Below are 14294 nucleotides of genomic sequence, written 5' to 3'. Positions count from 1 at the left end.
AATGGACCGCCCCGGCAGCAGGCATATCGGGGGCGTCCTCATGCCGGAAAGACCAATGACCCCCGTACAAAAAGCCATCTGGTACATCGAAAGCCACTACCTCAGCGACATCGGGCTGGACGAGATCGCCACAGCCGGCGGCGTCTCGCGCTTCCACATGTCTCGCGCCTTCGCTGCAGCCACGGGCCATTCGGTCATGGGATACATCCGAGCCCGCCGCCTGACAGACGCGGCGCACGCATTGGCCAAGGGCGCGCCCGACATTTTGGCAGTCGCGCTCGACGCCGGCTATAGCTCGCATGAGGCGTTCACCCGGGCCTTCCGCGACCGCTTCGGGCAGACGCCCGAGGAGGTGCGCGCGCACGGCACCGTTTCCCAGCCCGAATGCATGGAGCCTCTCAAAATGGACGAAACCTTTGTCGAAAACCTTGCCCCGTCGCGCTTTGTCGACGGTGGCCCCTTGCTCATCGCCGGCTTCGGCCAGCGCTACACCAGCGAGACGAGCCTGGCGATCCCGTCGCTTTGGCAGCGCTTCGGCCCGCATTTCGGCAGCGTGCCCGGCCAGAAGAGCTATGTCGGCTACGGCGTCTGCTGCAACTTCGACGACGACAGCTTCGAATACATCGCCGGCGTCGAGGTCAAGGATTTCGCGGATCTGACATCGGAATACAGCCGCCTGCGCATCGCCCCGCAGCGCTATGCCGTGTTCGCCACCACCGACCACATCTCGATGATCCGCCGCATTACCCACACGGTATGGAGCAAGTGGTTGCCCACATCGGGACATGAAGCCGCCGACGGCCCCAACTTCGAACTCTACCCCGAGAGCTTCGACCCGGCGACGGGCAATGGCGGCTACGAACTCTGGATTCCGATCAAGAGCTAGCGCAATTCCAGGGAAAAGTGTGCAGCGGTTTTCCGTCCGGAATTGCGCAAAACAAAGAGATAGAGTGTTTTCGCGTTTCGAAGAAAAAACCGAAACACTTTAGGACTTGTCCTTGGCGGTCCCGTTCCTCAGCGCTGTCGACGACAGTAGGGAACGCGGTCCGTGGATGAAGGTCCAGGCCGGGGCCTTCATCCGCGCCAGGCGCGGCGCATCGCCTTCGTCGACACGCGCATAGTCAAAGGTCTTGGCGACAACCGACGACAGGAACGACAGCGTCGCCCCAGGGCGGTCGATGACGGCGATCGGAAAGGTCATCACGATCTGGCGCCAGCGCTGCCAGCGATGGAAGTCGCGCAGATTGTCGGCCCCCATGATCCAGACGAAATCGACGCCCGGATTGCGCGCCTTGATCAGCGCCAGCGTGTCGGCGGTGTAGCGCACATGATGCGCAGCCTCGAAGGCAGTCACCTTGATGCGCGGGTTTTCGGCGATCGCCTGCGACAGCTCGATGCGCTTTGCCAGTGGCGCCAACTCGCGCGTGCTCTTCAGCGGGTTGCCTGGGCTGACCATCCACCAGAGTTGATCGAGTTGCAGGCGGCGCATGGCAATTTCGGCAACGAGGCCATGACCGGCATGCGGCGGATTGAACGAACCGCCGAACAGCCCGACCTGCATGCCCTTCATCGCATGCGGCATGCGCAGATATTGCGAAGCGACACCCTCTCCCTTGTGGGGCGGGTCGATCCGCGCAGCGGAGCGGGGTGGGGGTGCCTCTGACGTCAGTTTATTACCCCCACCCGGCTTGCTCGCCACCCTCCCCACAAGGGGGAGGGTAATCCCATCACGGCCGCACCTGGCCGGAACCGCGCACGCGGTATTTGAACGAGGTCAGTTGCTCGACACCGACCGGCCCGCGCGCATGCATCTTGCCGGTGGCGATGCCGATTTCCGCGCCCATGCCGAACTCGCCGCCGTCGGCGAATTGCGTCGAGGCATTGTGCAGCAGGATCGCCGAGTCGATCTCGTTGAAGAAGCGTTCGACGGCCTTGGCGTCCTCGGCGACGATCGCCTCGGTGTGATGCGAAGAAAACGTCTCGATATGCTCGACGGCGCCTGAAACACCGTCGACAAGCTTCACCGAGATGATGGCGTCGAGATACTCCGTCACCCAATCGGCGTCGGTCGCGGGCTTGGCGTCAGTGAAGGCCGCAAGGACCTGCTCGTCGGCATGGATCTCGCAACCTGCCTTGCGCAGCGCCTCAAGCACCGGAACCAGATGTGTCGAAGCCACCGCGCGATCGACCAGAAGCGTTTCCGCGGCACCGCAGATACCGGTGCGGCGCATCTTGGCGTTGACGGCAATGCCCACCGCCATGTCGAGCTGGGCCGACTTGTCGATATAGAGATGGCAGATGCCTTCGAGATGGGCAAAGACCGGCACCCGCGCATCGTTCTGCACGCGCTCGACCAGGCTTTTGCCGCCGCGTGGGATGATGACGTCGAGATTGCCCGACAGGCCCTTGAGCATTTCGCCCACCGCTGCGCGGTCGGCCACCGGCACGAGCTGGATCGCGTCTTCGGGCAGCTTCGCCGACTTCAGCCCTTCGACCAGGCAGGCATGGATCGCCAGCGACGAATTGAGCGAGTCCGAACCGCCGCGCAGGATCACCGGATTGCCGGCCTTCAGGCACAAGGCACCGGCATCGGCTGTCACGTTGGGGCGGCTCTCATAGATCACGCCGATGACACCAAGCGGCGTGCGCACGCGCTCGATATGCAGCCCGTTGGGCCGGTCCCATTCGGCGATGACCTCACCGACCGGATCCCTGAGTTCGGCGATCGCCCGGATGCCGTCGGCCATGTCGCGGATGCGGCCGGGCGTCAGCTTGAGACGGTCCATGAAAGAGCCGCTAAGGCCAGCCTCCTCGCCGTTCTTGACGTCGATGGCGTTGGCGTCGAGGATCTCGTGCTCGCGGTGCAGGATGGCTTCGGCCATGCCGATGAGAGCAGCATGCTTGCGTTCGGCGGAGGCGATGGCGAGTGGGCGGGCGGCGGCACGAGCCTTGCGGCCGATCTCAGCCATCAGCCGCGCCGTATCCTCATGGGACTTCTCATGCGCCTTCAGCATGTCTTACCCTTCCGCTTGCACCGCAACCTTATCCGCGTGGCTGACCACGAGGTCGTCGCGATGGATCATCGCCGAGCGCGCCTCATAGCCGAGAACGGTCTCGATCTCAGTCGTCTTCAGCCCAGCGATCCTTACGGCATCCGCAGCGTCATAGGCAACCAGCCCGCGCGCGATCTCGCGGCCCTCGGGCGACAGGATCGCCACCGTGTCGCCGCGCGAGAAATTACCGCTGACAAGCTTCACACCGGCCGGCAGCAGCGACTTGCCCGAAAGAAGGGCGCCGACCGCGCCGGCATCGACCGTCAGCCGTCCTGCCGGCTCGAGCTGGCCGGCGATCCAGGTCTTGTAGCCCTTGACCGGATTGCCGCTGGGCCGAAAATAGGTGGCGCGCTCGCCACGCTCGATGGCCATCAGGGGCGATAGCCGCGTACCGGCAGTGATGATCATCGCGGTGCCCGCGGCAGTCGCGATCTTGCCGGCATCGAGCTTGGTGCGCATGCCGCCGCGCGACAGCTCGGAAGCCGCAGCACCCGCCATCGCCTCGATGTCAGGCGTGATGCGGTCGACGACGGGAATGAACTTCGCATTCGGGTCACGAGCCGGCGGGGCGGTGTAGAGCCCGTCAATGTCGGACAACAAGACCAGCAGGTCCGAACCCATCATCGTTGCGACACGTGCCGCGAGACGGTCATTGTCGCCATAGCGGATTTCGCTCGTCGCCACCGTGTCGTTTTCGTTGATGACAGGCACCGCATTCATCTTGAGCAGCGTCGAGATGGTGGCGCGCGCATTGAGATAGCGCCGGCGCTCCTCGGTGTCGCCGAGCGTCACCAGGATCTGGCCCGACTTCAGTCCCTTGCGGCCGAGTTCCTCGGCCCAGGCGCCCGAAAGGGCGATCTGGCCGACGGCAGCCGCAGCCTGGCTCTCCTCGAGTTTCAGCGCGCGCTTGCCAAGGCCGAGGATGGTGCGGCCGAGCGCGATGGCCCCCGACGACACCACCAGCACGTCGGCGCCGGCCTCTGCCAGCGTCGCGATGTCGTCGGCCATCGAAGCGAGCCATTCCCGCTTCAGGCCGGTTGTTCGGTCGACAAGCAGCGCCGAGCCGATCTTGACGGTAATCCGCTTGTAGGTCTTCAGCGAAGGGATCGTCATCGGGGTCGGCCTACTTGGTCCAGCGCGCGTCGGAGGGGGCCACGTCGCCGCTGGCCTGCCGCGCTTCCTCGACCACGCTCATCAGGGAACGCAACGTCTCTTCGACGCCCTCGCGGGTAACAGCCGAAAGCAGGATCGGCGCACGTCCGGCGGCGCGCTTCAGCGACGCGACCTTCTTCTTGCGTTCATCCGGGTCGAGCGTGTCGACCTGGGAGAGCGCCACGATCTCGATCTTGTCGGTCAGCCCGTGGCCATAGGCCTCGAGCTCGCCGCGCACGACCTTGTAAGCCTTGCCAGGGTTTTCTTCCTGCGCCGAAACGAGATGCAGCAGCACACGCGTACGCTCGACATGGCCGAGGAAACGGTCGCCGATGCCGACGCCCTCATGCGCGCCTTCGATCAGGCCGGGGATGTCGGCAATGACGAATTCACGCGCGTCGATGCGCGCGACACCAAGGCCCGGATGCAAGGTGGTGAACGGATAGTCGGCGATCTTGGGCTTGGCCGCGGTGACGGAGGCGAGGAAAGTCGACTTGCCGGCATTGGGCAGGCCGACGAGGCCGGCATCGGCGATCAGCTTGAGCCTGAGCCAGACCCACATTTCCTGGCCATCCAGGCCGGGATTGGCGCGGCGCGGCGCCTGGTTGGTCGAGGTCTTGAAATGCTGGTTGCCGAAGCCGCCATTGCCGCCCTTGGCCAGCAGGTAGCGCTGCCCGACAAGGGTCAGGTCACAGATCAGCGTCTCGTTGTCTTCTTCATAGACCTGCGTGCCGACAGGCACTTTCAGGATGATGTCGGCGCCTTTGGCACCGGTCATGTTGCGGCCCATGCCGTGAATACCGGTCTGCGCCTTGAAATGCTGCTGATAGCGATAGTCGATCAGCGTGTTCAGGCCATCGACGACCTCAAGCCAGACGTCGCCGCCACGGCCGCCGTCGCCACCGTCGGGTCCACCGAACTCGATGAATTTTTCGCGCCTAAACGACACCGCACCGGCACCGCCGTTGCCGGAGCGGATGTATACCTTGGCCTGGTCGAGAAATTTCATCGGACTGTTCGTTTCTTGTTGCTATTTGGTTGTTTCAGCGAACCTGCCATAACGCAAGGCGTGGCTAAGGGCGAGAGCGGATTGGAAACCGCCTGGAATGACGGGGAGATTTCGACAGTGAAGCTGGTCACCTACAACACCCAGTACGGCATCGGCCGTGATGGTCGCTACGACCTCAAGCGCATTGCTGCCGGCGTTGCGGGCGCCGACATCATCGCCCTGCAGGAGGTGACCCGCAATTTCATGCGCAACAATGGCGCCGACATGGTCGCCGGGCTCGCCGAATTGCTGCCCGACTACTTCCACATTTACGGCGTGGCCATGGACATCGACTTCGGCCTGCTCGAGAACGGCAAGCCAGCCAACAAGCGGCTGCAGTTCGGCAACATGGTCATGTCGCGCTGGCCGATCGTCGCGTCGCGTAACCTGCTTTTGCCGCGCACCCGCCGTCTCAACCGCGGCAACCTGCAACGCGCCGCCCTCGAAGCGCTCATCATGGCGCCGTCCGGTCCGCTGCGCGTCTATTCGGTGCATCTCGACCATATCAATCTCGAAGAGCGAGTGGCGCAGATCCGTCACCTCAAGGAGCGGGTCTACGCCTATCCGATGGAAGGCGGTGTCATTTCGGGCGCTGCCGAATACGGTTTCCCCGAGCTCCCCTGCCCCGAGGAATTCGCACTTTTGGGCGACTTCAACATGGTGCCAGGCTCACCCGAGCACCTTGCGATGACCGGCGTGCCCGACCCTGTCGAAGGCGCCCAGATCGTCGCCCATCACCCTGTCGATGCCTACGCACTGGCGGGTGGTGTTCCGGATGGATCGGTCTCCTGGACCGACACGACCCACCCGGAAAAAACCCGGCTCATCGACTACGTCTTCGTTCAGGCCAGCCTTGCCGCCAAGGTCAAATCCGTCCGCATCGACAGCGATGCGACAGGCTCCGACCACCAGCCGGTGTGGGTCGAGCTGAACTAAGCAGTTAGCTTAGAACCGCGCCCACGACCTGAGGCTCGCCCAGGTCTTGCGGTCGAGCCGGTAGCGCTCGACCGGCACCTGGCCGGCGACGATCGAGTTCAGCATGCCCTGGCCGGCATACTGGAAGCCGCACTTGTGGATCACCCGCCGCGACGCCGGGTTGATGACCCGGCACGAGACGTTGAGCACGGCGACGTCGGTCGCCCGGAAGGCGAGATCGACGAGCGCGTGCGCGGCCTCGGTGGCATAGCCCGACTTCCAGTAGGGTTCGCCGATCCAGTAGCCCAGCTCGAGGCCGCGATCGGTGACATTGAGCCCGGCCGATCCGACGAAGGCGCCGGTGTCGGCGATGGTGATGGCATAGACAGCACCACCACGCCGCGCCCGCGCCATCGACAGGAAGGCGCGCGCCTCGGCCTCGCCATAGGGGTGCGGCATCCGCGACAGCATCTCGGCGATGTGGCGGTTGTCAGCCAGCTGCACCAGTTCAGGGATGTCGTCCTCGTGCGGCGGTCGCAGGACCAGCCGCTCGGTCAGCAATATCGGGCAATCGATCGACAGCCTCTCGTCTTCGCTGTCTTCCTTCTCGGCAACCATGTCAAAATCCTCCAGGAAAAAATGAAAAAGGGGAGATGGTAACCCATCTCCCCTGATCCTTTTCCTGGCATGGCCAGACACCGGTTCCCGAGATGGGGCGCCGGTGTTGTAGTGCGGAACCGGCTACTCCGCGGCCTTGAGAATCGGATTAACCGATACGTAGGTTCGGCCATTGGCTTTTTTATTGAAGGTCACGGCGCCTGCTTCGAGCGCAAAAAGCGTATGATCCTTGCCCATGCCGACGTTGACGCCGGGATGCCAGGTGGTGCCGCGTTGACGAACGATAATGTTGCCCGGAATCACGGATTCGCTGCCGAACTTCTTGACGCCAAGGCGCTTCGACTCTGAATCGCGACCGTTGCGCGACGAACCGCCAGCTTTTTTATGTGCCATGGATGTTCTCCTTCAGTCGCTCTGATTACTCTGATTCCGCGACGGCTGCAGCCTTTTTCGGCGCTGCCTTCTTCGCGGGCTTTTCTGCAGCCACGTCAGCTGCGGCTTCGGCCTTCACAGCGGCCTTCTTCGAAGGCTTCGCACCGCCGGTCAGGATCTCGGAGATCCGGACAGTGGTGTGGTGCTGGCGGTGACCGCGCGCACGACGCGAATTCTGGCGACGACGCTTCTTGAAGGCGATGACGGTCTTGTTACGACCGTGCTCGACGACTTCGGCCGTCACCACTGCACCGGCCACGAAGGGCGCGCCGATCTCGGCGTTGTCGCCTTCGCCAACGGCGAGCACTTCAACGAATTCAACGGTGTCGCCGGCGGCGCCGACGAGCTTTTCGATCTTGATCACATCATTGGCGGCAACGCGATACTGCTTACCGCCCGTTTTGATGACTGCGAACATTTTATGCCTTTCGCTGTTCGGTCGGCCTTGTTGAACCACCTGGGCGGTTCGGCCGTCTTTTTGTCAGTCGTACGGGTTCAAACAAACGGCGCAGAGAATCCCCCACGCCGAATGCAGGGGTCCCGTAACCGAAGGTTGCCATGGAGTCAAGGCGAACACGCCGGCGGCCCTGCCGTTTTGCGGCTGCCCAGCCTTTCCTCCTGCCACGAAGGCACTGAGGTCAGCCCTCGAATACAGGCTTAGGCCAGGGTCGACAACCGAGCCAAGACCATCGAGCACGTTTCTGCGACAGCCGGAGCGTTTCGACTAAATTTGGCGTGAAACTGCCGCGCCGGCAGCCGAGCTGACGCAGCGTCCTGCAGCTATTTCCGGACCGGCGGAAAAGATCCACGATCGCGGTCACATTTGGCCTTGTGCGACAGGCCATGAGCCGTTATCTAGTGCGCCGCGCCGGCAACGGCCGATCACGACCGCGGAGAGGTGGCAGAGTGGTCGAATGCACCGCACTCGAAATGCGGCATGGGTGCAAGCCCATCGGGGGTTCGAATCCCTCCCTCTCCGCCAGACACTTTCCTTATGCTATTGATTTTGGGGTGTCTTTTCTGCTGAGTGTTTGGCGACCCCACATATTGACCTACATTGCTGTCGGATCGCGGTGGATCACCTCGGCCGCTCAAACCGCGAAATAGTCCGAACACGACCCGTACAGACAGCTCCCCTGCATGTCGGCTTTGCGCCGCACATCGGTCAAAGCGACCCGGGTGAGCAAATCCCAACAGCGGAATTGACTGAACTCTGCCTTCGGCACCGTCTCCAGCCGAAGATGCGCCTCGCAGAGAAGATGGCCGAGACGTCCGGACACCGAGCCCAGGCTCACAACATGCTCCGAAACGCCCGGAAGCGGCAAAATGGCCATGGTCGCTCACCAGTACGTGTGCCCCAACGGGAGAGCATTTGTCATTTATTCAGCAGCAACTAATATAAACAATCTGGGAATGTCGTCGTACAAATACCTTTTGTTTTCTTTCATCAGAATCCTATTGCTATAAATTGTCTTACCTGCCAGCGATAATTTCAGAATACGCCAATGGTATCGGGGATCTGTTCTTGGTCATGATTAAAAACACTTCGAGGCGTGGTCTGCTCTCGACGACCGCACTTGCCGGCCGCTTGTTGGCTGTCGCGGGTACCGCCATGGTGCTCCTCGCCGGTGCTGCTCATGCCGGTGGCGGGCGTGGCGGAGACGAGGTCGGCCAGCCCAGTTCAGGTGGTTCCAGCGGTGTCGACAACCCGACTGGCGCTGGTGGTGCTGGCGGCAACGGTAACGCTTCTTCCGGGGGTGGCGGCGGCGGCGCCGGTGCGTCAAGCGGGGGTGCGGGAGGGAGTGCTGGGCCCGGTGGCGCGGGTGGCGTGGGCGGTGTCCACGGCCATGTCGGCGCGACCTTGCCAGTCGGCGCGGCCACCGGCTCTTCCGGAGCCGCCGGCAGCGCTGGACTCGGTGGTGGTGGCGGCGGCGCAGGCGGTTACGGAGCCGTGGTCACCGGAACCGGGACGGCCGGGATCGTCTCCGGCAGCATTACGGCTGGTAACGGTGGTGCCGGCGGCAATGGCAATGGAGCCCATCACGGCGGCTCGGGCGGTTCCGGCGGCATCGGCTTGGCCTTCACCGAAGGCAGCAGCACCAGCACAGTCTCTGTCAATGGTGCGATAAGGGGCGGCGATGGCGGGGCCGGCTCCAGCTTTGGCAGCCACGACGGCGCTGCGGGCGCTGGGGGCGCTGGCATCGTTGGAGCGAATCTCAACATCACCAATTTTGGCACCATCACCGGCGGGCTTGCGGGTGATGGCGCCACCCAGGCGGCTGCGATCCGCTTTACCGGCGGCACCAACACGCTGACCTTCGGCAACGCCACATCCGGCCTCACCGGCGGAATCGTCGTGGACACCGGCACGCTGACCTTCGCGCAGCCCAGCAATGTCGTCCTAGGCAGTGCCATCAGTGGTGCCGGCGCGGTCATCAAGTCCGGTACTGGCGACCTCACGCTCTCGGGCACCAACACCTATTCCGGTGCGACGCATGTCACGGAAGGCCGGCTCATCGCCACCAGGGATACGGCCCTTTCCGAGCGTTCCGATTACACGATCGCTAGCGGCGCGACGCTCGAACTCGCCGCGCCGGATTGGCATATTGCCACCATCGGATCGCTGGCAGGCGCAGGCAACCTCAAGATCGGCGGCGCCAACTCGACCCTGGCAATCGGAAAGAACAACGCCTCGACGGTCTTTTCAGGCACAATTTCTGGCACCGGCTCGCTGTCGATGATTGGCGCGGGCAAACTCTCGCTGACGGGAACAAGCGTGCTTGAGGGCAGCCTCAAGCTCGAGGGCAATGCGAGCCCGACCGTGGAGATCGATGGCGGCTCACTCACCTTGGGCACGTCGTCGGGCTGGGCGATGGCCACCAACGAAGTGGCGAGCGGCTTGCTGCGCGTGACCAATGGCGGGACATTGAACCTGCTCGATCCGATGGGAACCTTGTCGGTCAAATCGGCCATGGAGGTCTCTGGAGCGAATTCCACCGTCAACAACGACAGCTACACCGATATTGGCGGCACTTCCGAAGCGTCCCTGACGATCAAGGGTGGTGCTGTCATGAACAGCAAGGCAGGCGCGATCATCGAAGGCCACGGCGGCAGCTTGGCCACGGTGACGGTGACCGGACCGGGATCGACCTGGAATATCGACCAACACATGTTTCTCGGCAACAGATGGAACGGTGGGAACGGCGCTCTCGTCATTTCCGCCGGCGGCACGGTCAATCTTGACGGTTCGCTCTACTACGATCTCAGTCCGAGCCCAGGCGTTCCAGGTTCCAGCGTCATCGTTACGGGCACTGGCTCCAGGCTTAATGTCGCTGACGAGCTCGCCATTGGCATCGAATGCTTCTGCGGCGACCCAACGTCAACGCTCACCGTCGCCGATGGTGGCATCGTCGATGTGTCCGGGATGATCTCTGTCGGCGATACGTCTGTCATCAATATCGGCACTGGGCAGCTTGCTGGCACCATCATCGCCCCAGAAATCGCCAACCACGGGCGGATCGTCGCGGATTTCACCGACAGCACGACAATTAGCGCCGATATTTCCGGAGCCGGATCGCTGACCAAGCAGGGCTCCGGCAAGCTCATCATGACCGGCGATAACACCTACACCGGCGCAACCACCGTAACCCAGGGCATTTTGCAGGTCGACGGTTTGCTGGCTGGCTCGGGCGGCGTGACCATTTCGGGCCGAGGCATCCTCGGCGGCATTGGCACGCTCGGCAGTGCCGGGTCGACCGTCACAATCGCTTCGGGTGCGACGCATGCGCCCGGCAAATCGATCGGCACCCAGACCGTTGCCGGCAACTACGTCAACCATGGCACATTGCAGATCGAGGCCACGCCGACGAATGCCGACAAGCTGATCGTCGCCGGCAGCGTCGACATCTCTGGCGCCACGCTGGACTTGCTGTTGTCGCCAATGGCAATTGCCAGCTGGGACATCAGCAACGGCCCGTTCACGCTCATCGACAAGCAAGGTGCCGGTGCGATTACCGGCGTGTTCGGCCAGGTGACCAGCGACCTCATCTTCCTCGCCCCGACGGTTGATTACAATGGCGGCGACGGCAATGACGTGACACTTAAGCTTGACCGCAGGGCCTTCGCCAGCATCGGCCGGACTTCCAACCAGATCGCCACCGGCGCAGCGATCGAGGCGCTGCCCACGACAAGTGCTGTATGGAAGGCGGTCGTGGTTTCGACGAGCACGAACGCAGCGCGGGCGGCGTTCGATCAGCTTTCGGGCGAATTCCATGCCAGCGCCAAGACCGCGTTGATCCAAGACAGCCGTTTTGTCCGCAATGCTGTCAACGACCGTCTGCGCGCCGCCTTCGAAACAGCTGGTACCGCTGCAGTGCCGGTACTCGCCTATGGTCCTGGAGCAGTGGCGCCCCCGGTATCAGCCACACATTCCGGCCCGGTCTTCTGGAGCCAGGGCTTCGGCGCCTGGGGTTCGACCGGCGGCGACGGCAACGCTGCCCGGCTCGACAGTTCGACCGGCGGCGTTCTTGGCGGAACCGACATCCTTGTCGGCGACTGGCGCGTTGGCCTGACTGCCGGCTACAGCCATTCGAGCTTCAACACCGAAGCGCGTGCCGCCCAGGGCAGCAGCGAAAATTACCATCTTGGCGTCTATGGCGGCACCAAATGGGGCGCTGTCGCATTCAGGGGCGGTCTTGCCTATACCTTGAGCGACATCGACGGCAGCCGGACGGTTGGCTTCCCCGGCTTCTCCGATGCGCTGCGGTACAGCTATCACGCCGGCGCTGCGCAGGCCTTCGGCGAATTGGGCTATGGCATCGAGGCCGGCCAGAGTGCTTTCGAACCTTTCGCCAATCTCGCCTACATCAATCTCCACACGGATGGCTTTGCCGAACAAGGCGGTGCTGCGGCCCTCACCGTTGCAGGGGGCTCAACCGACGTCACCTTCTCCACGATCGGGCTGCGCGCATCGACCCGCTTTACGCTGGCAGGTATCGACGCGACGGCGCGCGGCATGCTTGGTTGGCGGCACGCTTTCGGCAACCCGACGCCTTTGTCAGTCAATGCCTTTGGCGGATCCGGCACCTTCTCTGTCGCGGGTGCACCGATCGCCGGAGACAGTGCCATTGCCGAAGCCGGGCTCGACTTCGACATCTCTCCGGCTGCAAGCATCGGTTTGTCGTATCATGGCCAACTGGCATCCAACGCACAGGATCACGGCTTCAAGGCAAACCTTGCGGTGCAGTTCTGACCATCGAAGAGCACCAGCCAAAAGCCGGCTATCTCTGCCGCCTCCCACGATATCGGTGGGTGCGCGGCATGGGCCAGCGGCTCCGCGCTGTTGCCGCGGTCCTGGTCCGCCCCAGGAGGGCGCCAAATGTGAGTACAGCCACGAACAAGCAAACGCTCGAAACCTGGATCACAACGCCGGGCAGCGCGGGCGTGCCCACTGGGTTGCCCCATAACGCTATCTCGAACTTCACTGCCGCGGCTCGCGGCCGTCAATGGCCCCGATATGCCGCAGCGAAACGGCAGCGAGGACGGCAAGGATGGAAACGCCGGCGGCATTGACCATCGCCGCGGCGCCGAACCCTGCGGTGAACGCAGCTTGCGCCTCTGCCAAAAGGCCGGCGGGCAGTTCCGACGCCACCGAAGACGCCGCCCACAAGCTGTCGCCAACTGCCTCGTGCGCCTCGCGGCCGAGGCTTTCAGCTATGCGGTCGAGCATCGTTCGCCGATAGATGGCAGTGGCGAGGCTGCCAAGCACGGCGATGCCGAGCGATATGCCGAGATCCTGCACCGTCTCGGACATCGCCGATGCCGAGCCGGCCTTGTCGGCGGGAGCCGATCCGACAACGAGGTCCGTCCCCAGCGCAGCTATGGTGCCAAGCCCGAGATAGGCCAACGAGAAGCCGGCGACGACAATGGCCAAGCCGGAGGCGCCGTTATCCAGTTGGGTCAGCATCAGATAACCCACCACCGACAAGCCCAATGCCCCCGCCACCACGAAGCCGGGCCGAACACGCCGTGCAATGAGCGGTGCTGTGACGCCGGCAGCGACCATGGCAAGCGCTGGCGGCCCCATCCAAAGACCCGCGACAAGCGGAGAAAATCCGGCCACCAGTTGCAGATACTGGGTGACCAACAGCATTGTGCCGCCAACCGCGACGAGGCCAAACAGAAGCACTGTTAGCGCCACGCTGAAGGCTTTGTTGGCAAACAACGACATGTCGAGCAGCGGATCGGCGAGCCGCTTCTGTCGGCGCACAAACAGCACGGCGAAGACAAGTCCCACCGCAATCACACCGACGGGATGAAGTCCAAAGCCATCCTTGGCAACCTGCTTGATGCCATAGACCACAGGCAGCATGGCGGCGAGTGAAAGGCCAACGCTTGGCATGTCCAGCTTGCCGGCTTGTGACGCGCGATACTCCGGCAGCAGGACAGGCGCCAGCAGAAGCAGCAGGCCGACAACAGGCACGGCTATGAGAAATGCCGCACCCCACCAGAAATGCGTCAGCAGCACGCCGCCCACAATCGGTCCCAGCGCCATGCCGAGCGCGAACATGGTCGCCCATATGCCAAAGCCAAGGGCGCGCTGCCGTGGATCAGCGAACATGTTGGTGATCAGCGCCAGTGTCGATGGCATCAGCGTTGCACCGGCTATCCCGAGCAGACCCCGAGCCGCAATCAGCATGACAGCACTTGTCGAGAAAGCCGCGAGCACCGAGGCGACGGCGAAGGCGGCCGCACCCATCATCAGCAGCTTGCGGCGTCCGATACGGTCGCCGAGCGTGCCCATGGTGATCAGGAAGCCTGCGATCATGAAGCCGTAGGCATCCATGATCCACAGCGCCTGCATGCTGGTCGGCTGCAAATCGGCAGCCAGTGCCGGAAGCGCCAGATGGAGAAGCGTAAGATCCAGGCCGAGCAAGACAGTCGGCAAGGCCAGCAACGCGAGCCCCAGCCATTCGCGGGCTCCTGCCGCCGCGGCCGGTGAAGGGGCTAGGTCAGCCGCCATTGTGGAAAGTGGAAGTTCGAGTTCGTTTTGGGAAATCATGCTGCCTCCTTGTCGC

Annotated in this window: 12 protein-coding genes and 1 tRNA gene; 4 read left to right on the top strand and 9 right to left on the bottom strand. The window is 63.3% G+C overall.

Annotated elements, in window-relative coordinates; genetic code table 11:
• Nucleotides 1-55: 55 nt before the first annotated feature.
• Nucleotides 56-886, top strand: coding sequence for a helix-turn-helix domain-containing protein (locus ACHMW7_RS06535; RefSeq protein WP_395449494.1), 831 nt, complete (start codon nt 56-58; stop codon nt 884-886).
• Nucleotides 887-985: 99 nt separating this feature from the next.
• Here the strand turns inward: ACHMW7_RS06535 and ACHMW7_RS06530 are convergent, their stop codons facing one another.
• The 4 genes from ACHMW7_RS06530 to obgE all read right to left on the bottom strand — a co-directional run bounded on the left by ACHMW7_RS06530 (nt 986) and on the right by obgE (nt 5214).
• A complete protein-coding gene (locus ACHMW7_RS06530; RefSeq protein WP_395449493.1) occupies nt 986-1582 on the bottom strand; it encodes a nicotinate-nucleotide adenylyltransferase in 597 nt (198 codons plus the stop codon).
• Nucleotides 1583-1727: 145 nt separating this feature from the next.
• Nucleotides 1728-3014 (bottom strand): glutamate-5-semialdehyde dehydrogenase, encoded by a 1287-nt coding sequence (locus tag ACHMW7_RS06525; RefSeq protein WP_395449492.1) that lies wholly within the window; start codon nt 3012-3014, stop codon nt 1728-1730.
• Between the two features lie 3 nt (nt 3015-3017).
• Nucleotides 3018-4160, bottom strand: a complete 1143-nt coding sequence (gene proB / locus ACHMW7_RS06520; protein WP_395451279.1) for a glutamate 5-kinase — start codon at nt 4158-4160, stop codon at nt 3018-3020.
• Nucleotides 4161-4176: 16 nt separating this feature from the next.
• Nucleotides 4177-5214 carry a GTPase ObgE gene (gene obgE, locus ACHMW7_RS06515; protein ID WP_395449491.1) on the bottom strand — a complete coding sequence of 346 codons (1038 nt, stop codon included), beginning with the start codon at nt 5212-5214 and terminating at the stop codon, nt 4177-4179.
• Between the two features lie 81 nt (nt 5215-5295).
• Between obgE and ACHMW7_RS06510 the strand changes: the two genes are divergently transcribed.
• The gene (locus tag ACHMW7_RS06510; RefSeq protein WP_395449490.1) at nt 5296-6189 is read left to right on the top strand and encodes an endonuclease/exonuclease/phosphatase family protein; all 894 of its coding nucleotides are present in this window, start codon (nt 5296-5298) and stop codon (nt 6187-6189) included.
• Between the two features lie 9 nt (nt 6190-6198).
• On the opposite strand, the gene ACHMW7_RS06505 is transcribed toward ACHMW7_RS06510, so the two are convergent.
• From ACHMW7_RS06505 to rplU, 3 genes are all read right to left on the bottom strand, one after another.
• Nucleotides 6199-6786, bottom strand: a complete 588-nt coding sequence (locus ACHMW7_RS06505; protein ID WP_395449489.1) for a GNAT family N-acetyltransferase — start codon at nt 6784-6786, stop codon at nt 6199-6201.
• A 123-nt stretch (nt 6787-6909) separates the two neighbouring features.
• Complete coding sequence (rpmA, locus tag ACHMW7_RS06500; RefSeq protein ID WP_055974797.1) at nt 6910-7179, bottom strand: 50S ribosomal protein L27; 270 nt, start codon at nt 7177-7179, stop codon at nt 6910-6912.
• A 25-nt stretch (nt 7180-7204) separates the two neighbouring features.
• Nucleotides 7205-7636, bottom strand: a complete 432-nt coding sequence (gene rplU / locus ACHMW7_RS06495) for a 50S ribosomal protein L21 (RefSeq protein ID WP_395449488.1) — start codon at nt 7634-7636, stop codon at nt 7205-7207.
• Nucleotides 7637-8110: 474 nt separating this feature from the next.
• Between rplU and ACHMW7_RS06490 the strand changes: the two genes are divergently transcribed.
• Nucleotides 8111-8200, top strand: a tRNA-Ser gene (locus ACHMW7_RS06490).
• Nucleotides 8201-8309: 109 nt separating this feature from the next.
• On the opposite strand, the gene ACHMW7_RS06485 is transcribed toward ACHMW7_RS06490, so the two are convergent.
• Nucleotides 8310-8552: a hypothetical protein gene (locus tag ACHMW7_RS06485; RefSeq protein ID WP_395449487.1), complete on the bottom strand. Its 243-nt coding sequence runs from the start codon at nt 8550-8552 to the stop codon at nt 8310-8312.
• 197 nt (nt 8553-8749) lie between these two features.
• Here ACHMW7_RS06485 and ACHMW7_RS06480 point away from each other — a divergent pair, with 197 nt between their 5' ends.
• Nucleotides 8750-12469: an autotransporter domain-containing protein gene (locus tag ACHMW7_RS06480; RefSeq protein ID WP_395451278.1), complete on the top strand. Its 3720-nt coding sequence runs from the start codon at nt 8750-8752 to the stop codon at nt 12467-12469.
• A gap of 228 nt (nt 12470-12697) precedes the next feature.
• Here ACHMW7_RS06480 and ACHMW7_RS06475 read toward each other — a convergent pair whose 3' ends face one another.
• A complete protein-coding gene (locus ACHMW7_RS06475; protein WP_395449486.1) occupies nt 12698-14278 on the bottom strand; it encodes an MFS transporter in 1581 nt (526 codons plus the stop codon).
• Between the last annotated feature and the right edge of the window lie 16 nt (nt 14279-14294).

The sequence above is a fragment of the Aminobacter sp. UC22_36 genome (genome assembly GCF_044056035.1).
In the GTDB taxonomy this organism is placed as follows: Bacteria; Pseudomonadota; Alphaproteobacteria; order Rhizobiales; family Rhizobiaceae; genus Aminobacter.
The sequence above is the reverse complement of the archived record's forward strand: the minus strand, read 5'-3'. Positions and strand labels throughout refer to the sequence as shown.